This is a genomic window from Actinacidiphila sp. bgisy144 (assembly GCF_057708105.1).
The window spans coordinates 107,663-132,782 of the sequence record NZ_JBYIRM010000018.1 but is presented as its reverse complement, the minus strand read 5'-3'; the positions used below and the strand labels follow the sequence as shown (position 1 = coordinate 132,782).

The window sequence follows — 25,120 nt, the reverse complement described above, 5'->3', positions numbered from 1 at the left end:
CGTGGCACGAGCCCGGTCGGCCCCGCCGGCCGGCCGGGTTCAGCGGCGGGTGACCCGCACCCGCCAGTCGCCGGCCGCGTCCGGCGCCAGCACTTTGAAGCCGAAGCCGTCCGCCCGGTCGGTCCACCCCTCGCCGGGGCCGAAGGGCGCGTCGTTGAGCGAGTTGAAGGACGCGCTGCTGTAGGTGCAGGCAGCGGTGCGGGGATGGGCGTCCTCCACGGTGACCGGGCCCTTCCCCGAGTCGACGTCGGTGCGCACCCGGTAGGCGAGTATCCCCTTGCGGCAGGCGTCCTTGTCGTCGCCCAGCGGTTCGCGCAGCTCCAGGACGTAGGCGGTGGTGTCGCCGAAGGGCACGATCACCGCCTTGCCGCCGCCGGGCACCTCGATCGGCCGCAGCGTGTAGGTGCGGGTGCCGGCGGTGGTGACGCAGTCGATCTGCTGGTCGTCGATCCAGCCGAGCTTCCACTTGTGCCAGGCGAGCAGGTCGCCTTGCAGCCCCCAGTCCAGCGACATGCTGTCCCACTGGCCGGCGAGGCGGTCGGTGCGCTGGAAGTCGTCGACGGCGTACAGGTCGGGCAGGCCCAGCGCGTGGCCGTTCTCGTGGGCCAGCACCCGGAAGCCGGACTGGTCGTGGCCGTAGATGAGCGAGACCTTGTCCAGGCGGGTGCCGTCGCCGGTGGTGGCGGCCGAGGCGCCGGTCCACGTCACGGAGAGCACCGCCTGGTCGGCGGGCGGGCCGGCGTCGGGGGTGACGAGGATGTTGACGATGTCGTAGCCGCGGAAGTCGACGCTCGGGCCGGCGGCCTTGACGAGGTCCCGCATCATCGCGGTGTGCTGGTCCCAGCCGTAGCCGCGGCCGATCCCGTAGGCGGAGAACGGCCGCGGCATGCGTATCCAGCGCAGCACGGGCGTGGACTCGTAGTCGAGCCGGCCGTAGGAGGCGGCGGCGTACCACTGCTTGACCGCGGGGAAGAACTCGCCGTAGCGCTCGCGGGCGCTGTAGGGGGCCTTGGCGTCGGGGAAGTCGATCAGCAGGGTGAGCGCGCGGACCTTGCCGGTGGAGGGCGCGAACTCCTCGTCGCTGCCGTGGTACGGGTGCGGCGGGAAGCCCTCGGACATCGCGACGCCGGGCTGGGCGCGCAGCGCGCAGGGGCGGGAGGCGGGCGGTGCGGCGTTGGAGCCGGCCGGGCGGGGTTCGGCGACGATGGCGGAGCCGACGGCGAGCAGCCCGCAGAACGCGAGGGCGGCGGCGCGTATGCCGGGGCGCCGGCGCAGGCGGCGGAGGTCCACCCGTCAGCCCGCCGTGCCCGTGCTGTCCGTGCCGGTGCCGCCCGTGCCCGGGCCGGAGGCGGTGCCGCCGGTGCCTGCGGTGCCGCCGTCGGCGGGCCGGTCCAGGGTGCCGGCGGCCGCCTCGGTGACCCGCACCGACCAGGTGCCGTCGCCCAGGTGCCCGAGCACGGTGACCTCGGTGCTGTGGTCGGGCGTGGTGTACGACTCGCCGACGCCCAGCGGCGCGTCGGCCAGCGGCGGGTAGACGGAGGTGGCCGGGCAGGCGGAGTGCCCCGGGTGGCCGTCGACCACGTCGATCGGCCCGGCGCCGGACTCGCGGTCGGAGCGGACGTCGTAGAGCAGGACGCCCTCGCTGCACGCGATGCGGTCGTTGCCGGTGCGGGTGCGGGCCTCCATGGCCAGCGCGGTGTCCTCGCCGGTGCGCAGCACCAGCAGCTTGGTGCCGCCGGGGGTCTCGTCGGGGCTGAGGTCGTGGTAGGTGGTGCCGACGCCGGTGACGCAGCCGACCTGGTCCGGGCGCAGCCAGCCCAGCCGCCACTTGTGCCAGGCGAAGGGGTCGGGGGCCAGGCCGAACTGGCTGCCCATCAGGTCCCAGTCGCCGACGTGGGTGTCCCAGTCGGCGTCGCTGCCGGGCGGCGGCTGGTAGTAGAGGTCGGGCAGGTCGAAGATGTGGCCGGTCTCGTGGGCGAGCACGTTGCGGTCCGGCGGGTGGTGCTCGAAGACGGTGACCATGTGGCGGATCGGGTTGCCGTCCACGGTGATCGGGGCGGCGAGGTTGACGACCTTGGTGGCGTCGGAGTCCACGCCGGGCGCGTCGGGGTCGGCGACGAGGTAGACCACGTCGTATCCGGCGAAGTCCACCGTCGGGTCGGCGGTGGCGATCGCGTCGCGCAGGTAGGCGTCCCGGTCGGCGGCGTCCCAGTTCCGGCTGATCAGGTAGTCCGTCGCGGGGCGGGGCATCCGCAGCCAGCGGGTGTCGGCGTGCAGGTGCAGCCGGAACTGCCCGTAGGAGGCGTTCTCCCAGAACCGGCTGGTGGCCGGGTAGTGGTCGGCGGCGACCTGGGCGGGGGTGAGCTGCGGAGGGGAGCCGGGGAAGGACAGGAAGACCATCAGCGCCTTGACGTCGCCGTCGGGCCGGGCGTAGTCGCCGTCCCAGCTGTCGACGCCCTCGGAGTGGTGCACGGCGGTGCGCGGCAGCAGGCACGCGGTGCCCTCGGCGGCGCCCGCGGCCGGTCCGGTCATCAGGGTCCAGGCCACCAGCGCGGCGAACCCGGCGAGCGCGGCGCCGAACGCGCGCAGCACCCGCGGGCGGCGGCCGGCGCCCGTCGCGGGGGGACCGTCCGCCGGGTTGCCTGACGCGAGGTCTGACCGCCGCACAAGGACCTCCGGGAGGTTCGGGTTCCGGTCCGGGACTTTCCCCACATTGCTATGGATTACGGCGTTATGTCGGCTTCGGCTGCTCCGTGCGGGTTGCCGCCGGAACGGTGCCGCGGCGGGCGTCGACCGGGGTGGGCATACCGACGTACGGGCGTGCGGGGCGCGGGAGGTGGAAGAGGCGCAGAAACGTACGACCGGCGCGCCGGTACGGGTGGGCGCGGGCGCCGGCGCGGGTCGGTCGCCACCCCTGCGGGTGACTACCCTGCGTCGTGGTGTGCGGGGGGCGTTCAGGTGATCGAGCGGGACCGGCGGTAACGGCCCGCCTGGGTGGGACCCCCGCGACACATCGCCGGTGCGACGCTGGATCGCCCGCTCCGCCTGCCCATATGATCGCGACTGACGACAGTGCGAACAGGGAGCAGTCCATGGGCGGACCCTCGGGCGGCCCCGGCGTCGAGCCCGACAGCACAGCAGCCACCATCACCCGCTGTGACCGGTCGCGCAGGTCCTCGTACGCCGCGGAGCCAGGTGACTTTCGGGCCGCTTTCGCGGCCGCCCGCTCGGCGCTGGCGCTGCTCGGCCCCGACGGCGGCGTGCTGGCGGCGAACGCCGCGCTGGCCCGGCTGCTGGGAATGCCGCGGGAGCGGATGCTGGCGGCCGACGCCCGGACTCTGCTCGGCCTGGCCGGCGACCCGCACGTCTCCACCGCCTTCGACGACGTCCTGGCCGGCCGGCGGCGCCGGCTGCGCTGCACCCGCCGGCTGACCCGGTCCGACGGCGGCGACCTGCGCGCGGAGCTGGCGCTGTGCCGCACCGAGGGCCGGACGCTGCTGCTGAGCGTCGAGGACGTCAGCGAACGCGAGTCGCTGCGGCGGCAGTTGCGGCACCTGCGGATGCACGACCCGGTGACGCGGCTGCCCAACCGGGCGCTGTTCTTCGAGCGGCTCGCGGACGCCTGCGCCCGCGCCCCCGAGCGCGGCACCGGCCGGATCGGGGTGTGCTACCTCGACCTCGACGGGTTCAAGGCGATCAACGACACGTTGGGGCACCGGGTCGGCGACGAACTGCTGGCCGCCGTCGCCGACCGGCTGCTGACCTGCGCCGGTCCTGGCGGCCACCTCGCGGCCCGGCTGGGCGGCGACGAGTTCGCGCTGCTGCTGCGGGACTCCACCGGCACCGGGCAGGCCACCGCGCTCGCCGAGGCCGTACTCGAGGCGTTCCGGCAGCCGTTCGACGTCGCCGGGCACCGCCTGGCGGTCTCCGCGAGCATCGGCGTGGTCGAACGCGAGGCCCACGGCACCACGCCGACCGGCCTGATGCAGGCCGCCGACACCACGCTGTACTGGGCGAAGGACGACGGGAAGGGCCGCTGGACGCTCTTCGACCCCGAGCGCAACGAGCACCGGATGACCCGCCAGTCCCTGTCCAGCACCCTGCGGCAGGCCGTGGAGCGCGGCGAGTTCGTGCTGGAGTACCAGCCGCTGGTCGCGCTCGGCAGCGGCGAGGTGCGCGGGGTGGAGGCCCTGGTGCGCTGGGAGCACCCGCGGTTCGGGCGGCTCGCGCCCGGCCGCTTCATCGGCCTGGCCGAGGAGGACGGCTCCATCGTGCAGTTGGGGCGCTGGGTGCTCGCCGAGTCCTGCCGGCAGGCCGCCGCATGGCGGCGGGAGCGGCCCGGCACTCCCCTGGTGGTCAGCGTCAATGTCGCGGTGCGCCAGGTGTGGGACTCCGACCTGGTCGCCGACGTCGCGGCGATCCTGCGCGAGACCGGGCTGCCCGCGCGGCTGCTCCAACTCGAACTGACCGAGTCCGCGGTGATGGGCAGCGCCGGCCGCCCGCTCCAGGCGCTGCACGCGCTGCACGAGATGGGGGTGCGGATCGCCATCGACGACTTCGGCACCGGCTACTCCAACCTCGCCTACATGAGCCGGCTGCCGGTCTCCACCCTCAAGCTCGACGGCTCCTTCGTGCAGGGCTTCCGCTCGGCCGAACACCCCAACCCCGCCGACGAGACGATCGTGGAGGCGCTGGTGGACCTCGCGCACCGGCTGGGGCTGACCGTCACCGCGGAGTGCGTGGAGAACGCCGAACAGGCCGAGCGGCTGCGCCGGATCGGCTGCGACACCGGCCAGGGCTGGCACTACTCCCGTCCGGTGGCCGCCGCCGCCATCTCCGAGCTGCTGGCGCGGACCCCGCCGCGCTGACCGGCGCCCGCGTGGTCCGGGCGCCCCGCGCGCCCCGGCGCCGGGCCCGCGTAGGCGGTGGGCGGGCGGCCCAGCAGCCGGCCGAACGCGGCGGTGTACGCGGCGGGGTTGTCGTAGCCGAGCAGCGCGGCGACCTGCGTGACCGGGGTGCCCGCGGCCAGGTGCGGCAGCGAGTGCAGGATGCAGGCGCGCTGCCGCCACTGCGCGAAGCTCAGGCCGGTGCCGCGGCGGAACAGCCGCGCCAGGGTGCGTTCGCTCACGTTGAGCACGGCGCACCAGCGGGCCGGCGGGTCGTGGATGTCCGGGTGCCGCCAGAACGCCTCGCACAGGTCGCGCAGCCGGGGGTCGGCCGGCAGCGGCACGTCCAGCGGCAGCGGGGCGAGGTCCTTCAGCTCGTGCAGGATCAGGGCGACCACGGCCGCGTCCCGGCTGTGCTCGGGATAGCGCGGCTCCATGTCGACGGCCGCCAGCAGCAGCGCGCGCAGCAGCGGGGAGACGTCCACGGCCCGGCAGCGGTCGGGGAACCAGGGCACCGCGGCCGGTTCGACATACAGGCTGCGGGTGCTGACGCCGGTCATCGCGACCTGGTGCCGGGTGCGCGGCGGGATGAGCACGGCCCGGGCGGTGGGCACGGTCCAGCGGCCGTCCGCGGCCTCGACCCGCATCACGCCGGTGGCCGCGTAGAGCACCTGGGCGCGGCGGTGCTCGTGCCAGGCGAGCAGGTGCTCGCGCGGGTAGTCGGTGCCGATGGCCAGCACCGCGCGGTCGAGGCTGTCCACCTCGGCGAGCGGGACGTTGCGCATGCGCACGAGGCTACGCGCGATCACCCGCGCTGTCTGCTGCGCGTAGGAAGGTGGCCGAGCATCGATTGCCCGCCATCGGGGCCGCTGCCTAGCGTCGTGGGCGTGCTGATCTCGTTCCTCACGCTGGTGGGCTTCGGCTGCCTGACCGGCGTCACCACGGTGTTCTTCGGCTTCGGCGGCGGCTTCGTCACGGTGCCCGTCGTCTACGGCGTGCTGACCGTGGCCGCGCGCCCGGCGGCGGGCGGCGCCGACGCCATGCACGTCGCCGTCGCGACCTCGGCGGCCGTGATGGCCGTCAACGCCTCCGCGGCGGCGCTCGCCCAGTGGCGCGCGGACCGGCTGCGCACGGAGTACGTCTGGCCGCTGGCCGGCTACATCGCGCTCGGCGCCGCCGCCGGGTCGCTGGCCGCGACCCTGGTCGGCGGCACCGCGCTGCGGCTGCTGTTCGCCGCCTACCTGCTGGTGACGATCGCCGACAGCCTGCTGCGCAAGGGCTTCCTCGCCGCGGTGGCCCGGGAGCGGCCGCGGCCGCTGGGCCGCTCCACCGTCACCTTCGGCGGGGTCGGGATCGGGCTGGTGGCCGCGGGCCTCGGGGTGGGCGGCAGCGTCATGACGGTGCCGCTGCTGCGGCGGCGCGGGCTGCCGATGGCCGAGGCGACCGCGACGGCCAACCCGCTCAGCGTCCCCGTCGCGCTGACCGGCACCCTGGTCTACGCCCTCGCCCCCGCGGTGACCGCGGCCGGCGGCGCCGGTCGGCTCGGCTACGTCGACCCCGCGGCGGGCGCCGCCCTGCTGGCCGGTTCGCTGCCGGTGATCGCGCTGCTGCGGCGTACCGCCGGCCGGGTCCCGGACCGGGTCCACTCGGCGGCGTACGTGGGGCTGCTGCTGGTGGTCCTGGTGGTGATGACGGCCACGGGGGCGTGAAGGCGCGCGAGGGAGGGGCCCGCGTCCTCGGGGGGAGTAAGGACGCGGGCCCTTGGGCGGGGCGGGAGCGTGGGGGCAGCCCGCCCCGCGGGCAAAGAGGCGGTTCAGCAGGCGCCGAGGTCGCTCCAGACGCCCCACTCGCCGGTGGTGCCGGGCTCCTCGTTGGTGGTCCACCACTTGGCCTGCCAGTTGTGGCCCTTCCAGGAGACCTGGTTGCCGCCGACGTAGACGGCGCTGGCGCTCCAGGAGGCCAGGGTGCAGGTGCCGCCGGTGCCGCCGGTGGTGGTCCCGCCGGTGGTGGTGGTCCCGCCGTCCGTGGTGCCGGACGTGGTGCCCGAGGTCGTGCCGGACGTGGTGCCGGAGGTGGTCCCGCCGTCCGTGGTGCCGGACGTGGTGCCCGACGTGGTCCCGGACGTGGTGCCGCCGGTCGTGCTGCCGCTGGTGGTACCGCTGCTGGTGCCGCCGGTCGTGGAGCTGCCGGAGCAGTCGGTGGCCGAGCCGTTCGTCGCGGTGACGATCTTGTTGAAGAGCGTCGCGGAGGCGTCCAGGTCGAGCAGCGAGTACATCATCGACCCGCCGAGGCCGTTGCAGTGCGCGTAGTCGGCCTTGGCGGTGATGGACTGGTCGCTCAGGCCGGTCCAGAAGGTGGACCCGTCGTAGAAGTACGCGGACTGCGACTTGGCGTCGTAGAAGGTGTCGGCGGAGTTGTCGACGACCCCGCTCAGCTCCTTGTAGTAGGCGATCCCGGCCGTCGCGCTGATCCCGCGCGCCGCGGAGGGGCCGGTCGCGGACTGGTAGAGGCCGTGGTTGCTGCCGGCCGCGACCCCGGTCCAGCCGCGGTAGTACAGCGGGTAGCCCATGGTGATCTTGGCCGCCGGCATGCCGCCCGGGATGCCGTACGCCGCGTCGCCCTGGGTCCACGCCTTGAGCGCGTTGTCGGTGCTGTACTTCTCGGTGCCCGGGGCGACCGCGGTGGACGGGTCGTCCGGCGACTCGTAGAGCGGGTCCTGCTCGTTGGTCGGGCCGGTGGCCTCGAAGCCGCCGTGCATGTCGTACGTCATGACGTTCGCGTAGTCGAGGTACTGGCCGATCTTGTCGGTCTCGATGTTCGCGATCTTGTCCTGGCCCGACGGCAGGGCCGCGGTCAGCAGCAGGTGCTTGCCGCCGTTGGCGGTGCCGTACGCGTCCAGCTCGCTGCGGAACTCCGCGAGCAGCTTGGTGTAGTTGGCCTTGTCGTCGGCGCTGTAGTGGTTGCCGACATGGCCGTTCGCCGAGCCCGGGTACTCCCAGTCGATGTCGAAGCCGTCGAAGATGCCGGCCGCGCTGCCGTCGCCGCCGTAGCCGCCCTGCACGGGCAGGTTGCCCTTGATGAACATGTCGATGCAGGAGCTGACCAGCTTCTTGCGGCTGGCGTCGGTCGCCGCGGCGTCGGAGAAGTACTTGGAGTAGGTCCAACCGCCCAGCGAGACCAGGATCTTCAGGTTCGGGTACTTCGCCTTCAGCTCCTTGAGCTGGTTGAAGTTGCCCACGATCGGCTGGTTGTAGACGTCGGCGGTGCCGTTGACGCTGATGTCCGAGCCGAACGACTTCTGGTAGTCGGCGAACGCGTCGCCCGCGCCGTCGCCCGCGTTCGGGTCCGACTCGTTCGTGGAGTCCGACGCCTTGGTCGCCTCGAAGCAGGTGAGGTTGGTCGGGTCGATGTTCTCGAACGAGTAGTTGAGGATGTCGAGCTTGCCGGCGATGCCCTCGGTGTCCAGGTTCTTCGGGTAGAAGGCGTTGCCGTAGACGCTCCACTGGTCGTAGTAGGCGATCTTGGCCCCGCCGCTGCTCGCGGCGGCGGCCGCGGGCTGGGCCGCGGCGGCCTTCGCCGCGGCGCCGGCGGAGTCCGCCTGCGCGGTGCCGACCCCGCCGACCAGGGCGGCGAACAGGCCCAGTCCGACGGCGGCGCTGGTGGCCGCGGCCACGAACGCTCTCTTCCTTGACCTTGAGTGCACAAGGACCTCCGGGGGGAGAGGGAGGAACAACAAGGGGCGTCCAGAATGGTTAACCCTTGGTCAAGTGCACGTCAATGGTCTGAACCAGAGTTGGACTAGACCAATCGGACGGTGCCGGGGCGCGGCGCGGCACCCCGCCGACATGGCGCCGACGTGCGGCGACAGCCGTGACGAGGGCTTTAAGTCGTACTTAAGTCGGCGTTCGGCGCCCGCCGGCCGCCGCGCACCGAACGGACCACCGACCGGCCGGTAACCCTCCCTTAACCGCCGCCGGCGCACGACGAAGCCGCCGCCGGCCCCTTCGGCCGACGGCGGCTCACCTGCCAGAGCCGCGCCCGCTCAGGCGGACGCGGCGATGTCCTTCGGGAAGTCGTACGCGTCCGCGATCAGTTCGTACGACCGCAGCCGGGCGGACGGGGTGTGCGCGTTCGCGGTGATCACCAGCTCGTCGGCGCCGGTGCGCCCCGCCAGTTCGTCGAGCCCGGCCTTCACCGCCGCCGGGTCGCCGTAGATCACGTTGCCGAGCCAGGAGTCGACGAAGTCCCGCTCGATCGGGCTGAACTCGTACGCCGCCGCCTCCTCGGGCGTCGGGACCAGCCCGGGGCGGCCGGTGCGCAGCCGGAGCATGCTCAGCGCCCCGGACAGCACCTGGCGGCGGGCCTCCTCCGGGTCCTCGGCGGCCAGCGCGGCCACGCCGATCGAGGCGTACGGCCGGTCGAGGACCTCCGAGGGGCGGAACGACTCGCGGTACAGCGCCAGTGCGGGCAGCGTGTTGGCCGCGGAGAAGTGGTGCGCGAAGGAGAACGGCAGCCCGAGCGCACCGGCCAGCTGCGCGCTGAAGCCGGAGGACCCCAGCAGCCACACGCTCGGCCGGGCCGGGGACTGCACCCCGCCGGCCGCCGTGCCCTGGACCGGGCCGGGGATGGCGTGGATGCGCGCGAAGCGGTGGCCGTCGGGGAAGGAGTCGTCCAGGAACCGGGTCAACTCCGCCAGCTGGCGCGGGAAGTCGTCGGCGCCCTCGTGCAGGGACTCGGTGCGGCGCAGCGCGGCGGCCGTCGCGCCGTCGGTCCCCGGGGCGCGGCCGAGGCCGAGGTCGACGCGGCCGGGGGCGAGCGCTTCGAGGGTGCCGAACTGCTCGGCGATCACCAGCGGCGCGTGGTTGGGCAGCATGACGCCGCCCGAGCCGAGCCGCAGCGTGCGGGTGTGGGCGGCGAGGTGGGCGAGGATCACCGCGGGCGAGGAGCTGGCGACGCCCGGCATCGAGTGGTGCTCGGCGACCCACATCCGGTGATAGCCGCGGGTCTCGGCGACCCGGGCGATCTCCACGCTGGTGCGCAGCGCGTCCCCGGCGGTGTAGCCGCTGCCGACGGTGGCCAGGTCGAGCACCGACAGGGGCACCGGAGCGCTCCCGCGGACCGTCCCCCGGATACCGTGTCCCGGGTCGGGCAGGCTTGCGTCGGCCACGGTGGGCGCCTCCTTGTGCTGCGCGAGTGGATGAAGTGCGGGTGCGGACGCGTGTGATCGTCCGCCCAGTGCAACCGGGGCGCGCGGCCGCCTTATTCCCGCTTCCGCGCGCTCCCATCGGACCGGCGCGAATCAGCACTTGCAGATCAGCCCGAAGAGGGCAATGACCATGTCATATGCCACCGTGCCCTCTTCCTGGGTATACGTACGCGAGCGGTTCGAATCGCTTTCAACCGCCTCTGCCGGAAAGGGCATTGGCGCTATCGTGGAGTTCCGGTCCCGCCGCGGGTCAGCCCTGATACTGACCCACGACCAGCGGTCGGACCACACACGCAGACGGTCTTACCTTGCAGGGGGTCACCGTGGCGCTGGAACACCGACAGGTCGGGCCGGGGGTGCAAGCGGTCCAGTACGCGCTGCGCGTGCTCGAATCCGTCACCACGCACAGCAGCGGCATCACCGCCGAGCAGCTCGCCCGCGACATCGGCGTGCCGCTGAGCTACCTCAACCAGTTGCTCGCCATGCTGCGCAGGGAACGCTACCTCGGATTCGTACCCGGCGGCGGCTACGTCATCGGAGAGTCGCTGGTGCTGCTCGGCGCCGCCAAGCGCGATGCCGCGCTCGCCGAGAAGCTCCGGGTGATCCTGACCGAGCTGCGGGACGAGGTCGGCGCCGCCGTCTACTTCAGCCGGTACGACGACGGCGAGGTGCGGATCATCGACTTCGCCGACGGCCCGAACGCGCCGAAGGTCAACGAGTGGGTGGACTTCCGCTCCGCCGCCCACGCCAGCGCGGTCGGCAAGTGCCTGCTGGCGCAGCTCGACCACAACGGCCGCCGCGAGCACCTGTCCCGGCACCGCCCGGCCCGGCTCACCTCCCGCACCGTGATCGACGACCGGGTGCTGCTGACCAAGCTGGAGCGGCAGCCGGCCAGCATCCCCACGCTCGACCTCCAGGAGTACGCGGTCGGCACCGTCTGCGCGGCGATCCCGGTCACCATCGGCAGCACCGTCGCGTGCCTGGCGCTGTCCATGCCGTACGCCCAGGCGCACCGGCTGCGGCCGGCCGTGGACACCCTGCACGAACGGGCCGCTCCGGTGCTGCTGAGCATGAGCATCTGATTTTCGCCGCACGGCGGCCATGCGGTATGGTTTTCCACGTCAGCAGGCGCCGCTAGCTCAGTTGGTTAGAGCAGCTGACTCTTAATCAGCGGGTCCGGGGTTCGAGTCCCTGGCGGCGCACATGACGTAAGGGTTCGGGCCCTGACCGGTCGGTTTCGACGGTCAGGGCCCGGACCCTTTCCGCGTGGCCCGGGCGGATCGGGACCGGCGCGCGGATCGGTCCCGGACGCGGGTCAGGACGGGCGCGGGTCAGGACCAGTGCGCGGGGCGGCCCAGGTCCGCGGCGATCCGGGTGCGGGCGTCGCCGCGCGCCGCGCTCACCTGGGACCGGGTGAGGAAGAGGGCGCCGGTCAGGTCGGCGCCGCGCAGGTCCGCGTCCCGCAGGTCAGCGCCGATCAGGTCGGCCAGCCGCAGGTCGGCGCCGCGCAGGTCGGCCGCGATCAGGCAGGCGCCTCGGAAGTCGGTGCCCCGCAGGTCCGCGCCGCGCAGCCGGGCGCCGAGCAGGTCCGCGCCGCGGCGGCCGGGCCGGCGCCGCCCGTCCGGGGCGGCGGCCCGCACCAGCTCGCTCGCCCGCAGCAGCAGCGGGTTGACCGCGGCGCGCTCGGCGTCGAGGTCGAGGCCGGCCAGGGCGTCCGGGGCGAGGGCGGTCAGCGCGCGGACCCGGGCGAGCTCGCGGTCCGCGGCCGGGTGGAGCGCGGCGGCGGCCGGGCGGGCGCGTACCTCGGTGAGGTAGGCGAGCAGTTCGTGCAGCTGGCGCATCCGCGGCAGCGCGGCGAACATCGCCCGGCCGCCGTCCTGCGCGCCGCGCCAGTCCCGGCCGCCGAAGGTCACCTGCGAGAGGTGCTGGCCCGCGCCGAAGCAGTCGTAGACCGTGCAGCCGCGGTAGCCGGCGTCGCGCAGCCCGGCGTGGATACCGCAGCGGTGGTCGGCGGCGAGGTTGCGGCACGGATCGCCGGCGTCCTTGTCGTCGGCGAAGTCCGCGGAGCGGGTGAAGGCCAGGGCCACGCAGCACAGGCCGAAGCAGTTCGCGCAGTCCGCCCGCAGCAGGGGCGGCTCCCCGCCCGGCCGGGCCGCCGGGGCGTCCTCCGTCGTGGTCACGCGCGCCCCTTCGCAAGGTCCGTTCCGCCGGCCGGACCGACGCCCCGCCCGCGTCCATGGTGCCCTACGCGGCGGGCGGCCCCCGCCGCGAGCCCGGGCGGGGTTCTCCGGGGGACGCGGAAACCGCGGAAACCGGGCCGCCGGGAGGTCTGCCGGGTCGGGCGCGCGGGGACGGCGCCCGCCATCGGGTTGCACGCGTGCGTGAAGCTGGGGAACGTTGGATGTGTGCGCAGCGTTCCTGGCCACGGTGTGCCGGCCGCGGCCGGCCGGGTGCGTGGCGCGGGAGGCACGCGGCCGAGGCGACCGGGAAGGCCAGACAGGTACTCCACGTGAAGAACGCCTGGATGCGAGCCGTGCAGCGGCTGGAGACCGACTACCTCTCCCGCATGGGCATGTCGCTGCCGCTCCTCGCGCTGGTTCTGGTCACGCTGATCGACGTGTCCGCGGGCCGGGACCACTACCTGACCCCCGGCATCATCGTGGCGCCCCCGCTCGCCGCCATCACCGTGACGTGGAAGCGGACCCTGTTCATCTGCGTGCTCGGCGCCACCATCCAGGCCGCGCTGTCGCCCTACGACGGCATCACCCACATCCGCAACCACGACGTCCTGGTCGGCCAGCTCATCTCCTACTGCCTGGTCAGCCTCTTCAGCGTGTACATCGCGTGGCGGCGGGAGACCGGGGCGAAGGCGTTCAGCGCGATCACGTCCGTCGCCGAGGCGGCCCAGCACGCCCTGATGCGGCCGCCCGCGCCGCGCGTCGGCACGATCCGGCTCGCGGTGCGGTACGTCTCCGCCGCCGACGCCGCGCAGATCGGCGGGGACCTGTACGCCGTGCTCGACACCCCGCACGGTGTGCGGGCGATGATCGGCGACGTCCGCGGCAAGGGGCTGGCCGCCGTGCAGACCTCGGCGGTGGTGCTCGGCGCGTTCCGCGAGGCCGCGTACGACGAGGGCGGGCTCGACACGGTCGCCGCGCGGGTCGACACGAGTGTGGCGCGGCACGTGGACACCGGCGACTTCATCACGGCGCTCTTCGCCCAGTTCGACCGGCCGGACAGCGTGGAGCTGCTGCACTACGGCCATGTGGCGCCGCTGCGGGTCTCCCGTGACGGCAAGGTGGAGACCCTGGAGCCGGTCGACCCGTGGGTGCCGCTGGGGCTGGCCGGGATGGTCGGCGCCGGCTCGGGCGGTTCGGACGATCCGGCGCCGGGCCCCGGGTCGCTGCCGGTGGCGGTGCCCGAGTCCGCGCCCGCGGCCGCCGACGTCGCCCCGCCCGTCACCCGGGGGCCGGTGCCCTGGCGGGTGCCGCTGCTGCCCGGCGACATCCTGGTCCTGTGCACGGACGGTGTCATCGAGGCGCGCAGCCCCCGCGACAACACCTTCTACCCGCTCTCCGAGCGGGTCGGCCCCCTCGTCGCCGGCTGCGGCCACGACCTGGACGGCGCCGTCGAACGCGTCTACGCCGACCTCCTCGCCCACGCCGGCGGCTCCCTCTCCGACGACGTGGTCCTTCTCCTGCTGGCCCCCATCCCCCGCCCCCTCCCCACCCACCCCCCGGACCCGCCCCTGTTCTGAGTCCCCGCTCCACAGGCCGCCGTGGCCCGGGCCCGTGCGCCGGGGGCGGGATTCAGGGGCGGGTGGCGCGTTCCAGTGCGGTGAGGACGGAGGCGTAGGGCTCCCCGGTGGCGTCTTCGAGGGCCAGCTCGCAGCTGCGGTCGGCCGAGAGGTGCGCGGTGAAGGGGCGGGCGGCGACCTCCTCGGCCTCGGGGCGGGTGGCGGCCGCGGTGAGGGGGCCGTGCGGGCGGCGGCGGAGCCGGTGGTCGGGCGCGGCGCCGCAGCAGCCGGCGTCGTCGGGGACGACGACCTCGCGGGCACACGCGCGGGCGACGGTCTCCAGGGCGCTCGCACCGAGCAGGTCCGCGCCGGTCGGGTCCGCGCCGAGGTGGGCGGCCGCGCAGGTGGGGTGGAGCACCGCGGAGTCCAGCGGCCTGCTGACGGTGAGCTTCGGCAGCAGCTGCGCCGCCGTCCAGGCCACCGCGTCCAGGATCGTCAGCTCGACGTGCAGCGCGCGGTTGGCGGCGGTGAGGTGGGGGGCGAGGTCCCGGGTGAGCCCGAGCGCGCAGGACTGGGCGTCCACGACCAGCGGCAGCCGCCCACCGCCGGTCCACGCCCAGGCGTGCTCCACCACCCGGTTCGCCATGACCGCGTGCCCCTCGTCGTAGCCGCCGGCGTGCCAACCGGCGCCGCAGCAGGTGCGGGTGACGCCGGGCGGAATCCACAGCGGCTGCCCGGCCCGTTCGGCCAGGGCGACCAGCGCGTGCACCACCCAGCCGCCCGGGCCGCCGCTCGGGCCGCCGCTCGGCGGGCCGAAGATCCGGTTGGCGCAGGACGGCAGGTAGACCGCGGCGGCGCCCTGCCGTTCGGTGCGCGGCAGGCGCGGTGCGAGGCCGGGCCGCGCCTGCACCCGCCCGCTGCCGCGTACGGCGCCGGCCGCGCTCATCCCGGCCCGCACCGCGCGGGCGGCGGTCTGCCAGTGGGTGGCGAGCGCGGTGGCGGCGCGCTGCTCGGCGCGGGTGTGCCGGACCCGCCGCAGGTCCCGCATGAGGGCGCCGGTGTCGATGCCGGCCGGGCAGGCGGTCGCGCACAGCGTGTCCCCGGCGCAGGAGTCCACGGCGTCGTGGCCGTAGGCGTCCAGGAGGGCGCGGAGTACCGGCGAGCCGGGCGGCTGCCGGAACATCTCGCGGCGCAGCGCGATCCGCTGCCGCGGGGTGGTGGTCGCCTCCCGGCTGGGGCAGACCGGTTCGCACAGGCCGCACTCGGTGCAGGCGTCGGCGGCCTCCCCGGTGACCGGGAGGGTCTTCAGGCCGCGCAGGTGGCCGCGCGGGTCCTGGTCGAGCACGACCCGCGGGGCGAGCACGCCGACGGGGTCGAGCAGCGCCTTGACCCGCCACATCAGGGCGGTGGCGCGCGGCCCCCACTCCCGTTCCAGGAACGGCGCGAGGGTGCGCCCGGTGCCGTGCCCGGCCGCCAGTGAGCCGTCGAACCGCTCGGTGACGGTGCGGCAGAAGTCGTCGGTGAAGGCGGCGTAGCGCTCGACGTCGGCCGGCTCCGCGGCGTCGAGGGCGAGCGGGAAGCGCAGGGTGCCGTGGGCGGCGTGGCCGGCCACGGCACCTTCGAAGCCGTGCCGCCGCTGGAGCGCCCGCAGTTCCGCGCACGCCTCGGCGAGCCGGTGCGGCGGCACCGCGAAGTCCACGGTGACCAGGGTGGTGCCGGGCGGCCGGGCGCCGCCGACCGCGGCCGCGGCGGCCCGGTGCAGCCGCCACAGCCGGGAGACCGCCGCCGGGTCGCGGCTGAAGGAGTTGTCCGCGGAGGCCACCGGCGTGACCAGCCCGAGGTCGTCGCGGACCCGGCGGGCGGCCCGTTCGTAGGCGGCCAGTTCGGTGTCGTCCGCGGCCCGGAACTCCACCAGCAGCGCGGCGCAGTCGGCGGGCAGCCGGTGCCAGTCGCCGGGGGCGCCGGGCAGGCCGGCGGCCGCGGCCAGCACCTGGCCGTCCATCAGCTCCACCGCCGCCGCGCCGGCCTGCGCGAAGGGCGCGGCCGCGCCCGCGGCGGCGTCCAGCGTGGGGAAGAACAGCAGCCCGGCGGTGGCGGCGGGCCGGGCCGGGAGCGTGGCGTAGACCGCCTCGGCGACGAACCCGAGGGTGCCCTGCGAGCCGATCATCAGCCCGCGCAGGATCTGCACCGGGGTCTCGGCGTCGAGGAAGGCGTCCAGCCGGTAGCCGCCGGTGTTGCGGACGGCGTGCTTGGCGCGGATGCGGGCGGTCAGCGCCGGGTCGCCCTCGATCTCGTCCTTCAGGTCCAGCAAACCCTGGTACAGCTCGGGTTCCGCGGCGGCCAGCGCCGCGTCGGCGTCGGGGTCGGCGGTGTCCACGACGGTGCCGGAGGCCAGCACCGCGGTGAGCGAGACGACGGTGCGGTAGGAGTCGCGGGCGCTGCCGGCGGCCGCCCCGGCGGCGTTGGTCGCCAGCACCCCGCCGACCGTGGCGGCGGCCGCGCTCGCCGGGTCGGGCCCCAGCACCCGGCGGTGCCGGGCGAGCGCGGCGTTCGCCCGGGCCAGCACCGTCCCGGGCAGCACCCGCGCCCGGGTGCCGCCGGCCTCGACCTCGACGCCGGCGAAGTGGCGCCGCACGTCCACGAGGATGTCCTCGCCCTGGGCCTGCCCGTTCAGGCTGGTGCCGGCCGCCCGGAAGACCAGGTTGCGGCGCTGCGCGCGGGCGTACCCCAGCAGCTTGACGACGTCCTGCACGCTGTCGGGGACCACCACCGTCTGCGGGACGAACCGGTACGGGCTCGCGTCGGTGGCGTAGCGCACCAGGTCGGGGGCGCCGCCGAGCACCTTGCCCGGGCCGAGCAGCGCTTCGAGGTCGGCGCGCAGGCCGGGCGGGGTGCCGCCCGCGCGGGCCTCCTCGACCCGGTCCGGCGCCGGGCGCACGGCCGTGGCGGGGGCGGGCCGCCACCTGTCCCGCTGCGGGTCACGCTTGGGCATCCGTTCCTCCGGGTCAGGGGATCGTCACACCGCTTCGCACACCGTTCCTGGGCACCCTTGCACCTGTGCGCACCCTAAGCCCCGCTGCCGGACGCCGCGCGCGAGCCGGTCAGGGAGGCGTACACCACCACGTTCGCCGAGTACGCCTGCCGGGCGCTGTCGAAGTCGCCGCCGCAGGTGATCAGCCGCAGCTCCGGGCGGTTCGCCGCGTCGGCGCCGTAGACCCGGGTCGCGTCGAAGTGGTCCTTGGGGACCACCTCCACCGCCTCGACGGAGAAGTCCGCGACCGAGTGGTCCGCCCGGGTCACCGCGACCAGCGCGCCCGGCTCGACCGTGCTCAGCGGGAAGAACACCGCCGGGCCGGTCTCGGTGTCCACGTGCCCGACGATCAGCGCCGCGCCGGCCGCCCCCGGGGTCGGGCCGCCGGTGTACCAGCCGGCGACCTTCGGCGTCGAGTACGGCGGCGGGTCGATCGTGCCGTCGGTCAGCCCGCGCCCGACCAGGCCGGCGTGCAGCCCGATCGAGTCGATGTCGATCCGGACCGGGTCGGACGCGGGCAGCGGCACGTGCGCCGCGTACAGGTGCGGTGGGTGGTCGCCCGCCGCCGCGGCCGAGACCCCGCCGGCGCCGCCGGCCCCGCCGGGCGCGGTACGGCCGCCGGAGCCGTGGCCGGTGAGCCAGGCCGCGAGCAGGAGCAGGCCGACCGCGAGGGCCGTCCACGTCCTGCCGTCGGCCTTGGCCCGGGTGTCGGCCGCGGTCTCCTGCCCTGCCGCCATGCCCGGTCAGCCGCGGTTCGTGCCGCGGCGGCGGTACAGCGCCAGCCCGGCCAGCCCGGCTGCCGCGACGCCCCCGGTGACCAGCAGCGGCCCGGTGCTGCCGCCGGCCGCGGCCGGGCCGGCGGCCAGCTGCTCGGCGCCGGTGTCGCGCGCGGCGAGCTGCCGGGCGGCGCCACCGCCGCCGGCCGGCACCGGGCGGATCGGGTTGACCGGGGTGGTGGTGCTGCTGCCGCGCACCGTGATGGACGCGCTCGCCGAGCTGGTGCCGTCCTGGCAGCGCACCGCGATCGCGTACGAGCCCTGGACGGCGGTGGACTTGATGAACGCGTCGCCGTCCATGCCGCCGCCGCTCCCGGACGGGGACAGGGTCACGGTGTCCACGAACACGTCGGCGCTGGCGGTCGCGCTCTTCCCGGCCTTGCAGGAGGTCGCGAGGTGCAGGGAGACCACGCCGCCCGGCGCGACCGTGCGCGGCGAGACGTCCATCCCGCCTATGCCGGACGACGAGCTGCTCGACGAACTCGACGAACTCGACGAGCTGGACGAACTGCTCGACGAGGAGCTGCCCGACCCTCCCCCGCCGTCGTCGGCCGCGGCCGGCTTCGGCAGTCCGGAGACCCCGCCCACGGCCAGCACGGCGACGGCGCCGGCGGCAGCGACGGCGGGCAGTTTCAGACCAAACATGAGGACCTCCGCTCAGCCGGGAGCGGGGACCCGCGCCCGGTGCTTACGAAGATTCCGCCGCCCGCCGCCGCCCGCACTCCGGGCGGCGGCTCAGTGGTCCATCAGGGTGATTGTCGGCATACGGAGCGTAAAGGCCCGGCGGGTCAGATCTCGCCGACGAGGTCCGCGATCGAGTCGACCACCCGGGACGGGCGGAAGGGGTAGCGGTCGATGTCCGGCACCGTGGTCAGGCCGGTGAGCACCAGGTACGTGGTCATGCCGGACTCCAGCCCGGCCAGCACGTCGGTGTCCATCCGGTCGCCGATCATCGCGCTGGTCTCGGAGTGCGCGCCGATGACATTGAGCCCGGCCCGCATCATCAGGGGGTTCGGCTTGCCCACGAAGTAGGGGTCCTTGCCGGTCGCCCGGGTGATCAGCGCCGCCACCGAGCCGGCGGCCGGCAGCACGCCCTCCGGCGAGGGGCCGGTCTGGTCGGGGTTGGTGCAGATGAAGCGGGCGCCGCCGTTGATCAGCCGGATCGCCTTCGTCAGCGCCTCGAAGCTGTAGGTGCGGGTCTCGCCGAGCACCACGTAGTCCGGGTCGTGGTCGGTCAGGACGTACCCGACGTCGTGCAGCGCCGTGGTCAGGCCGGCCTCGCCGATGACGTACGCGGTGCCGCCCGGCCGCTGGTCGTCCAGGAACTTCGCGGTGGCCAGCGCCGAGGTCCAGATGTTGCCCACCGGCACGTCCAGGCCCATCCGGGTCAGCCGCGCGTGCAGGTCGCGCGGGGTGTAGATGGAGTTGTTCGTCAGCACCAGGAACGGCTTGCCCGACTCCCGGAGCTTCTTCAGGAACGCGTCCGCGCCGGGGATCGGCGTGCCTTCGTGGATCAGCACCCCGTCCATGTCGGTGAGCCACGACTCGATCGGCTTGCGTGTCGACACGGGTTGCTCCTGTCCTGGGGGTGCCACCTGACCGCCTGAGATGTACCAAGAGTAGCCGGGGCGGTGTGCCTGCCGGCGTCGGCCGGCAGCCGGCGGGTGCGACAGTGGCGGGTATGAGCACTCCACCGACCCTGCGCGTCGGCCTGGTCGGATACGGCCCCGCCGGCTCGTTCTTCCACGCGCCGCTGATCGCCGCGACCCCGGGCCTGGCCCTGGACACGATCGCCACCGCCGACCCGGACCGCCGGGCCCGGGCGGGCGCCGAGCACCCGGGCGTGCGCTTCGCCGACCGCGCGGACGAGCTGTGGACGCGGGCCGGGGAACTGGACCTGGTGGTCCTCGCCTCCCCCAACCGCACCCATGTGCCGCTGGCCACCGAGGCGTTGACCGCCGGGCTGCCGGTCATCGTGGACAAGCCGATCGCCGCGACCGCCGCGCAGGCGCGCACCCTCGCCGCGCTCGCCGACGACCGCGGGCTGCTGCTCGGCGTCTTCCAGAACCGCCGCTGGGACGGCGACTTCCGCACCGTGCGCGACCTGGTGGCGCGCTGCGCGCTCGGCGACATCCACCGCTTCGAGTCCCGGTTCGAACGGTGGCGGCCCCGGCTCAAGGGCGGCTGGCGGGAGTCCGGCGACCCGGCAGACATCGGAGGTCTGCTCTACGATCTGGGCGCGCATCTCGTCGACCAGGCGCTCGTCCTGTTCGGTCCGGCCGCGCAGGTGTACGCCGAGGCCGCCGCGCTGCGGCCGGGCGCGAGCACCGACGACGACGCCTTCATCGCGCTCACCCACACCTCCGGGGTCCGCTCCCACCTGTGGATGAGCGCGCTCACCCCCCGGCTCGGCCCGCGCTTCCGCCTGCTCGGCGACACCGGCGGGTACGTCGTGCACGGGCTGGACCCGCAGGAGGCCGACCTGCGGGCGGGCCGCCGCCCGGGCGACGGCTCCCCCTGGGGCGAGGTGCCGCCGGCCGCCTGGGGCACCGCCGGCACGGACGACGACGCGGCACCGGTGCCGACCCTCCCGGGCGACTACCCCGCCTTCTACGCGGCCGTGGCGACCGCGCTGCGCACCGGCGGGGCCGCCCCGGTCACCGCGTACGAGGCCGCCGCGGCCCTGGACGTCATCGAGGCGGCCCACCGCTCCGCGGCGAGCGGGCAGAGCGTACGGCTGTGACCGGCCCCCGCCCCGACCCCGGGCCCCACCCAGGCCCGGGGCCCAAGGCCCGCACTGACGCTCACGCGTCCTTGAACTCCTGGCGCTGGCGGCCGAGTCCGTCGATGGCGAGCTCCACCACGTCCCCGGCCCTGAGGTACGGCTTGGGCTCGGGCTGCCCCATGGCCACGCCCGCGGGGGTGCCGGTGTTGATCACGTCGCCCGGGTAGAGGGTCATGAACTGGCTGAGGTAGCGCACCACTTCGGCCACCGGGAAGATCTGGTGGGCGGTCGAGCCGTCCTGCTTCAGCTCGCCGTTCACCCACAGCTTCAGCGGCAGGGCCTGCGGGTCGGGCACCTCGTCCGCGGTGACCAGCCACGGGCCGAGCGGGTTGAACGTCTCGCAGTTCTTGCCCTTGTCCCACTGCCCGCCGCGCTCGATCTGGAACGCCCGCTCGGACACGTCGTGCGCCACCGCGTAGCCCGCGACGGCCGCCATCGCCTCCTCGTGCGAGGCGGCGTACCGCAGTTCGCGGCCGATGACGACCGCCAACTCCACCTCCCAGTCGGTCTTCTCGCTGCCGCGCGGCACCAGCACGGTGTCGTCCGGGCCGACCACGGTGTCCGGCGCCTTCATGAACACCACCGGCTCGGCGGGCGGCTCGGCACCGGTCTCGGCGGCGTGGTCGTGGTAGTTCAGGCCGATGCAGACGATCTTGCCGATGCCGGCCAGCGGCGGGCCCACCCGCTGCGCGGGGTCCAGCGCGGGCAGCGTCCCCGCGGCGAGTTCCGCGGCCACCCGCGCGAGCGCCGCCGGGTCCGCGAGCAGCGACCCGTCGATCTCCGGGACGACCGCCCCGATGTCCCTCGGGGTGCCCTCCGGGTCCAGCACGGCCGGGCGCTCCGCTCCGGCAGGTCCGACGCGCAACAGCTTCACAGGTGCACTCCACCCCTCAGGTCATCCGATGTCTCCTCGCATCCTCCCCGCGGCCGGCCCGGCCGTCAACAAGCCCCCGCCACGGGGCGCCGTGCCGTCCCGGGCTGTTCCGGTCAGCCCCCGACAGCGCGGGAGACGGCGTAGATGACCAGTCCGGCCAGGGCGCCGACGACCGTGCCGTTGATCCGGATGAACTGGAGGTCGCGGCCGACGTGGGCCTCGATCTTGCGGGAGGTCTGCTCCGCGTCCCAGCCGGCGACGGTCTCGCTGATGAGCGAGGTGATCTCGTCCCGGTAGGTGGTGACGAGGTAGGTGGCGGCGTCCTCCAGCCAGGAGTCCACCTTCGCCTGGAGCCGGGCGTCGCCCGCCAGGCGCGCGCCGAGCCCGAGGAGCGAGACCCGGGCGCGCTGCCGCAGCTCGCTGCGCTCGTCGTCCGCGGCGGCCACCACCATCGTCCGTACCGAACCCCACGCACTGGCGATGAGGTCCTGCACCTCGCTGCGCGCCAGCAGCTCCTTCTTCAGCCGCTCCACCCGGGCCCGGGTGTCGGGGTCGGACTGGAGCTCGGCCGCGAAGTCCCCGAGGAAGCGGTCGACCGCGCCGCGCGCGGGGTGCCCCGGGGCGTCCCGCATCTCCGTGACGAACCGCAGCAGCTCCTTGTAGACGCGCTCACCGATCCTGCGGTCCACGAACCGGGGCGTCCACCCGGGCGCCCCGCCCTGCACGGCCACCATCACGGAGTCGCCGTGCTGCACCAGCCAGTCGTGGGCGCGTACACACACCAGGTCCACCAGCCGCTTGTGGCCGCCGTCGGCCACCACCCGCTCCAGCAGCCTGCCCAGCCCCGGCCCGATCTCCTGCGCGTCGGCCCGCCGGGTGATCGCCTCGCCGACGACCGCCTGCACGTCGGAGTCGCGCAGCACCCGCAGCGCGCCGCGCAGCGCGGCCGACGCCTGCTCGGTGACCTTGTCCGCGTTGGCCGGCTCCGCCAGCCAGCCGCCCAGCCGCGACCCGATCCCGACCGCCCGCAGCCGGGCCCGTACGACGTCGGCGGACAGGAAGTTCTCCCCGACGAACTCGCCGAGGCTCGCGCCCAGCGCGTCCTTCTTCGTCGGGATGATCGCGGTGTGCGGGATCGGCAGGCCCAGCGGGCGGCGGAAGAGCGCGGTGACCGCGAACCAGTCCGCGAGGGCGCCGACCATGCCCGCCTCGGCGGCCGCCGAGACGTATCCCGCCCAGCTGCCCGCGCCGTGCGCCCCGGCCGCCTTCGCCAGCGCGTACACCACCGTCGCGGCCAGCAGGAAGCCGGTCGCGATCAGCTTCATCCGGCGTACGCCCGCCCGCCGTGCCTCGTCCGGGTCGGCTCCCGTACCGTCGGTACCGCCCGCGCCGCGCGTGCCGTCCACTCGCCCCGCCTCCATCGGCTCCACCCGCGTATTGTCACCGCCACTGCCACTCCGGGAACACTCCGGCAACGTACGACAGGTTCCCGGCGCCTCCCCGCGCGCCGCGGGAGGTTGCGAGGAGGGCCCCGGCAGCGGCCCGCACACCCCAGCAGACCCCAGCAGACCCCAGGAGAACACCGCGATGACACCGCAGCACACCGGCGGAGGGCTGCCCGGGTACGCCGAGCACTTCGAGGAGCCCGAGGGCTACCTCGACTTCGCACGGTACGGGCCGCCGTCCCGCCAGGTGCTCGCCGCCACCTCCGACGCGCTGGCCCGTTCCGCCCGTGCGGACCAGCACACCGTGAACGACCTCATGCGGGCCGAGCAGCGCGCCCAGCAGGCCGCGGCGCGGCTGGCCGGCACCGACCCGGCGCACACGGTGCTGCTGCCGAACGCCTCCACGGGGATGTTCCACGCCGCGTTCGGGCTGCCCGGCGGCGCGGTGCTGGTGCCCGCCGGGGACTTCCCGGCGAACCACTACCCGTGGCGGCGGTCGGCCGGGCTCGGCCGGGCCGTGCCGCGCTGGCTGGCCGCCGGCCCGGACGGCCGGGTCACCCCCGACGCGGTGCGCGCGGCCCTGACCGGCGACGTGGTCGCGCTGTCGGTCAGCGCGGTGGACTTCAGGACCGGCCACCGCGCGGACCTCGCGGCCCTGCGCGAGGTGATCGGGCCGGACCGGCTGCTCGTCGTGGACGCCATCCAGGGCTTCGGCGCGGCCGACCTGCCCTGGCAGGCCGCCGACGTCGTCGTCGCGGGCGGGCAGAAATGGCTGCGGGCCAGCTGGTCGACCGGGTTCGCCACCCTCTCCGACCGCGCCCTCGAGCGGCTCGAACCCACCCTCACCGGCTGGACCGGCGTCCGCGACGCCGGGCTCTTCGACGACGAGGAGCACCCGCCGGCCGACGGCGCCCAGCGCTGGAGCGTCACCAACCTCAGCCCCGTCGCCGCCGCCGGGCTGGAGGCCGCCCTCGCCCTGGTCGAGGCCGTCGGCGTACCGGCGATCGAGGCGCACATCCGCACCCGGACCGGCGAGCTGATCGACGCCGTACGCGGCGCGGGCGGGCTGCTGCTGTCCCCCGACGCGCCCGCCGAACGCGCCGGCATCGTCTCCTTCCGCATGCCCGGCACCCCCGCCGCCGACGTCGCAGCCGCCCTGCACGCGCACGGGGTCACCCCCACCACCCGCACCGACTCGCTCCGGCTGTCCGCCCACGCCTCCACCACGCCCGCGGCGATCTCCCGCGTGCGGGCGGCCCTCGCGTCCTTGTGACGGTGCGGGCCGCCCGCCTGCCGGAACGGGGTCAGCCGCGCCCGGCGTACATCCGCGCGATGACGTCCTCGATGTCGGGCTCGCGCAGGGAGAGGTCCACCAGCGGGTGGTGCGCGGCCAGTTCCGCGACCAGGGGCGCCGCCGAGGCGTGCGCGGGGAAGGCGAAGGACTGCCGCGGCCCGTCCACCGCCACCAGCCGCGCCCCCGGCAGCTGAACCGGGGGAAGCTCCCGGGCGAAGTCCGCGACCAGCGTCCGCTCGCTCTCCCCCACCGCGTGCAGCCCGGTGAGGTCGCCGTCGTACATGACCTTCCCGTGGTCGATGACCATGACCCGGCGGCACAGGCTCTCGATGTCGGTGAGGTCGTGCGTGGTGAGCAGGATCGTGGTGCCCCGCTCGGCGTTGAAGTCCCGCAGGAAGTCCCGCACCCGGCTCTTGCTCACCACGTCCAGCCCGATCGTCGGCTCGTCGAGGTAGAGCACCTCCGGGTCGTGCAGCAGCGCCGCCGCGATGTCCCCGCGCATCCGCTGCCCGAGCGAGAGCTGCCGCACCGGCACGTCCAGCAGCGGCCCGAGGTCGAGGAGTTCCACGCAGGCGCCGAGGTTGCGGGCGTAGGAGGCGGCCGGAATCCGGTACATCCGCCGGACCAGCTCGTAGGAGTCGCGCAGCGGCAGGTCCCACCACAAGGTGGTGCGCTGCCCGAAGACCACGCCGATCCGCCGGGCCAGCCGGGTGCGGTCGCGGGCCGGCTCGATGCCGTCCACCCGCACCCGGCCCGCGCTGGGGTTGAGGATGCCGGTGAGCATCTTGATCGTGGTGGACTTGCCCGCGCCGTTCGGCCCGATGTAGCCGACGATCTCGCCGCGCGGCACGCTGAAGCTGATCCCGTCCACGGCCCGCACCTGGTGCCGTTCGCGCCGCAGCCACCCGGCCTTGCGGCGTACGTCGAAGACCTTCTCCACGCCGTCGAGTTCGATGACCGGGTCGGCCGGGGCCGTAGCCGCGGCCGTACCCGGGGCCGTGGCCCTGCCCGTACCCGCGGCCGTATCCGTGGCCGTATCCGTGGCCGGGTCCGGGTCCTGCCCGGCCGGCCGGTCGATGTCGCTCAC

Annotated in this window: 19 protein-coding genes and 1 tRNA gene; 7 read left to right on the top strand and 13 right to left on the bottom strand. The window is 74.9% G+C overall.

Annotation, left to right across the window (positions count from 1 at the left end):
• Nucleotides 1–39: 39 nt before the first annotated feature.
• Together AC3EVP_RS21560 and AC3EVP_RS21555 are read right to left on the bottom strand one after the other, a co-directional pair.
• Nucleotides 40–1,290 carry a M6 family metalloprotease domain-containing protein gene (locus AC3EVP_RS21560; protein WP_335977821.1) on the bottom strand — a complete coding sequence of 417 codons (1,251 nt, stop codon included), beginning with the start codon at nt 1,288–1,290 and terminating at the stop codon, nt 40–42.
• Nucleotides 1,291–1,293: 3 nt separating this feature from the next.
• Nucleotides 1,294–2,667, bottom strand: a complete 1,374-nt coding sequence (locus AC3EVP_RS21555) for a M6 family metalloprotease domain-containing protein (protein ID WP_435131913.1) — start codon at nt 2,665–2,667, stop codon at nt 1,294–1,296.
• A 425-nt stretch (nt 2,668–3,092) separates the two neighbouring features.
• Here AC3EVP_RS21555 and AC3EVP_RS21550 point away from each other — a divergent pair, with 425 nt between their 5' ends.
• Entirely contained in the window at nt 3,093–4,868 is a 1,776-nt protein-coding gene (locus AC3EVP_RS21550; RefSeq protein WP_335977818.1) for a putative bifunctional diguanylate cyclase/phosphodiesterase, read from the top strand.
• Here the strand turns inward: AC3EVP_RS21550 and AC3EVP_RS21545 are convergent.
• On the bottom strand, nt 4,805–5,671 hold the full coding sequence (locus AC3EVP_RS21545; RefSeq protein ID WP_435131911.1) for an AraC family transcriptional regulator: 867 nt from the start codon (nt 5,669–5,671) through the stop codon (nt 4,805–4,807). The two genes, AC3EVP_RS21550 and AC3EVP_RS21545, sit on opposite strands and share 64 nt — an antisense overlap.
• 102 nt (nt 5,672–5,773) lie before the next feature.
• Here AC3EVP_RS21545 and AC3EVP_RS21540 point away from each other — a divergent pair, with 102 nt between their 5' ends.
• On the top strand, nt 5,774–6,595 hold the full coding sequence (locus tag AC3EVP_RS21540; RefSeq protein WP_435131908.1) for a sulfite exporter TauE/SafE family protein: 822 nt from the start codon (nt 5,774–5,776) through the stop codon (nt 6,593–6,595).
• Nucleotides 6,596–6,699: 104 nt separating this feature from the next.
• Here AC3EVP_RS21540 and AC3EVP_RS21535 read toward each other — a convergent pair whose 3' ends face one another.
• Both AC3EVP_RS21535 and AC3EVP_RS21530 read right to left on the bottom strand, forming a co-directional pair.
• Entirely contained in the window at nt 6,700–8,559 is a 1,860-nt protein-coding gene (locus AC3EVP_RS21535; RefSeq protein ID WP_435131906.1) for a glycosyl hydrolase family 18 protein, read from the bottom strand.
• A 369-nt stretch (nt 8,560–8,928) separates the two neighbouring features.
• Complete coding sequence (locus tag AC3EVP_RS21530; protein ID WP_335977812.1) at nt 8,929–10,053, bottom strand: LLM class flavin-dependent oxidoreductase; 1,125 nt, start codon at nt 10,051–10,053, stop codon at nt 8,929–8,931.
• A gap of 362 nt (nt 10,054–10,415) precedes the next feature.
• Between AC3EVP_RS21530 and AC3EVP_RS21525 the strand changes: the two genes are divergently transcribed.
• Both AC3EVP_RS21525 and AC3EVP_RS21520 read left to right on the top strand, forming a co-directional pair.
• Nucleotides 10,416–11,174, top strand: coding sequence for an IclR family transcriptional regulator (locus tag AC3EVP_RS21525; RefSeq protein WP_435132011.1), 759 nt, complete (start codon nt 10,416–10,418; stop codon nt 11,172–11,174).
• Between the two features lie 46 nt (nt 11,175–11,220).
• A tRNA-Lys gene (locus AC3EVP_RS21520) sits at nt 11,221–11,294 on the top strand.
• A 129-nt stretch (nt 11,295–11,423) separates the two neighbouring features.
• Here the strand turns inward: AC3EVP_RS21520 and AC3EVP_RS21515 are convergent.
• Nucleotides 11,424–12,272 carry a pentapeptide repeat-containing protein gene (locus AC3EVP_RS21515; protein WP_435131902.1) on the bottom strand — a complete coding sequence of 283 codons (849 nt, stop codon included), beginning with the start codon at nt 12,270–12,272 and terminating at the stop codon, nt 11,424–11,426.
• Between the two features lie 344 nt (nt 12,273–12,616).
• On the opposite strand from AC3EVP_RS21515, the gene AC3EVP_RS21510 reads away from it, so the two are divergent.
• Entirely contained in the window at nt 12,617–13,849 is a 1,233-nt protein-coding gene (locus AC3EVP_RS21510; RefSeq protein ID WP_435131899.1) for a PP2C family protein-serine/threonine phosphatase, read from the top strand.
• A gap of 52 nt (nt 13,850–13,901) precedes the next feature.
• Here AC3EVP_RS21510 and AC3EVP_RS21505 read toward each other — a convergent pair whose 3' ends face one another.
• The 4 genes from AC3EVP_RS21505 to AC3EVP_RS21490 all read right to left on the bottom strand — a co-directional run bounded on the left by AC3EVP_RS21505 (nt 13,902) and on the right by AC3EVP_RS21490 (nt 19,203).
• Nucleotides 13,902–16,820: an FAD-binding and (Fe-S)-binding domain-containing protein gene (locus tag AC3EVP_RS21505; protein ID WP_435131896.1), complete on the bottom strand. Its 2,919-nt coding sequence runs from the start codon at nt 16,818–16,820 to the stop codon at nt 13,902–13,904.
• A 74-nt stretch (nt 16,821–16,894) separates the two neighbouring features.
• Entirely contained in the window at nt 16,895–17,596 is a 702-nt protein-coding gene (locus tag AC3EVP_RS21500) for a class F sortase (RefSeq protein ID WP_435131893.1), read from the bottom strand.
• A gap of 6 nt (nt 17,597–17,602) precedes the next feature.
• Nucleotides 17,603–18,280, bottom strand: coding sequence for a hypothetical protein (locus tag AC3EVP_RS21495; RefSeq protein WP_335977803.1), 678 nt, complete (start codon nt 18,278–18,280; stop codon nt 17,603–17,605).
• Nucleotides 18,281–18,423: 143 nt separating this feature from the next.
• Nucleotides 18,424–19,203 (bottom strand): HAD-IIA family hydrolase, encoded by a 780-nt coding sequence (locus AC3EVP_RS21490; protein WP_335977801.1) that lies wholly within the window; start codon nt 19,201–19,203, stop codon nt 18,424–18,426.
• Between the two features lie 113 nt (nt 19,204–19,316).
• Between AC3EVP_RS21490 and AC3EVP_RS21485 the strand changes: the two genes are divergently transcribed.
• A complete protein-coding gene (locus AC3EVP_RS21485; protein WP_435131889.1) occupies nt 19,317–20,378 on the top strand; it encodes a Gfo/Idh/MocA family protein in 1,062 nt (353 codons plus the stop codon).
• A 61-nt stretch (nt 20,379–20,439) separates the two neighbouring features.
• Here AC3EVP_RS21485 and AC3EVP_RS21480 read toward each other — a convergent pair whose 3' ends face one another.
• Nucleotides 20,440–21,294, bottom strand: coding sequence for a fumarylacetoacetate hydrolase family protein (locus tag AC3EVP_RS21480; RefSeq protein ID WP_335977797.1), 855 nt, complete (start codon nt 21,292–21,294; stop codon nt 20,440–20,442).
• Between the two features lie 113 nt (nt 21,295–21,407).
• A complete protein-coding gene (locus AC3EVP_RS21475; RefSeq protein ID WP_435132009.1) occupies nt 21,408–22,715 on the bottom strand; it encodes a DUF445 domain-containing protein in 1,308 nt (435 codons plus the stop codon).
• A gap of 166 nt (nt 22,716–22,881) precedes the next feature.
• Here AC3EVP_RS21475 and AC3EVP_RS21470 point away from each other — a divergent pair, with 166 nt between their 5' ends.
• Nucleotides 22,882–24,012, top strand: coding sequence for an aminotransferase class V-fold PLP-dependent enzyme (locus AC3EVP_RS21470; RefSeq protein WP_435131887.1), 1,131 nt, complete (start codon nt 22,882–22,884; stop codon nt 24,010–24,012).
• 31 nt (nt 24,013–24,043) lie between these two features.
• Here AC3EVP_RS21470 and AC3EVP_RS21465 read toward each other — a convergent pair whose 3' ends face one another.
• Nucleotides 24,044–25,120 carry an ABC transporter ATP-binding protein gene (locus AC3EVP_RS21465; protein ID WP_435131884.1) on the bottom strand — a complete coding sequence of 359 codons (1,077 nt, stop codon included), beginning with the start codon at nt 25,118–25,120 and terminating at the stop codon, nt 24,044–24,046.

Bases quoted from the DNA above. Each gene is read 5' to 3' on its own strand.
- AC3EVP_RS21485 (WP_435131889.1), top strand. From the start codon at position 19,317: ATGAGCACTCCACCGACCCTGCGCGTCGGCCTGGTCGGATACGGCCCC.
- AC3EVP_RS21510 (WP_435131899.1), top strand. From the start codon at position 12,617: ATGCGAGCCGTGCAGCGGCTGGAGACCGACTACCTCTCCCGCATGGGC.
- AC3EVP_RS21500 (WP_435131893.1), bottom strand. From the start codon at position 17,596: ATGGCGGCAGGGCAGGAGACCGCGGCCGACACCCGGGCCAAGGCCGAC.
- AC3EVP_RS21470 (WP_435131887.1), top strand. From the start codon at position 22,882: ATGACACCGCAGCACACCGGCGGAGGGCTGCCCGGGTACGCCGAGCAC.
- AC3EVP_RS21550 (WP_335977818.1), top strand. From the start codon at position 3,093: ATGGGCGGACCCTCGGGCGGCCCCGGCGTCGAGCCCGACAGCACAGCA.
- AC3EVP_RS21505 (WP_435131896.1), bottom strand. From the start codon at position 16,820: ATGCCCAAGCGTGACCCGCAGCGGGACAGGTGGCGGCCCGCCCCCGCC.
- AC3EVP_RS21475 (WP_435132009.1), bottom strand. From the start codon at position 22,715: ATGGAGGCGGGGCGAGTGGACGGCACGCGCGGCGCGGGCGGTACCGAC.
- AC3EVP_RS21545 (WP_435131911.1), bottom strand. From the start codon at position 5,671: ATGCGCAACGTCCCGCTCGCCGAGGTGGACAGCCTCGACCGCGCGGTG.
- AC3EVP_RS21495 (WP_335977803.1), bottom strand. From the start codon at position 18,280: ATGTTTGGTCTGAAACTGCCCGCCGTCGCTGCCGCCGGCGCCGTCGCC.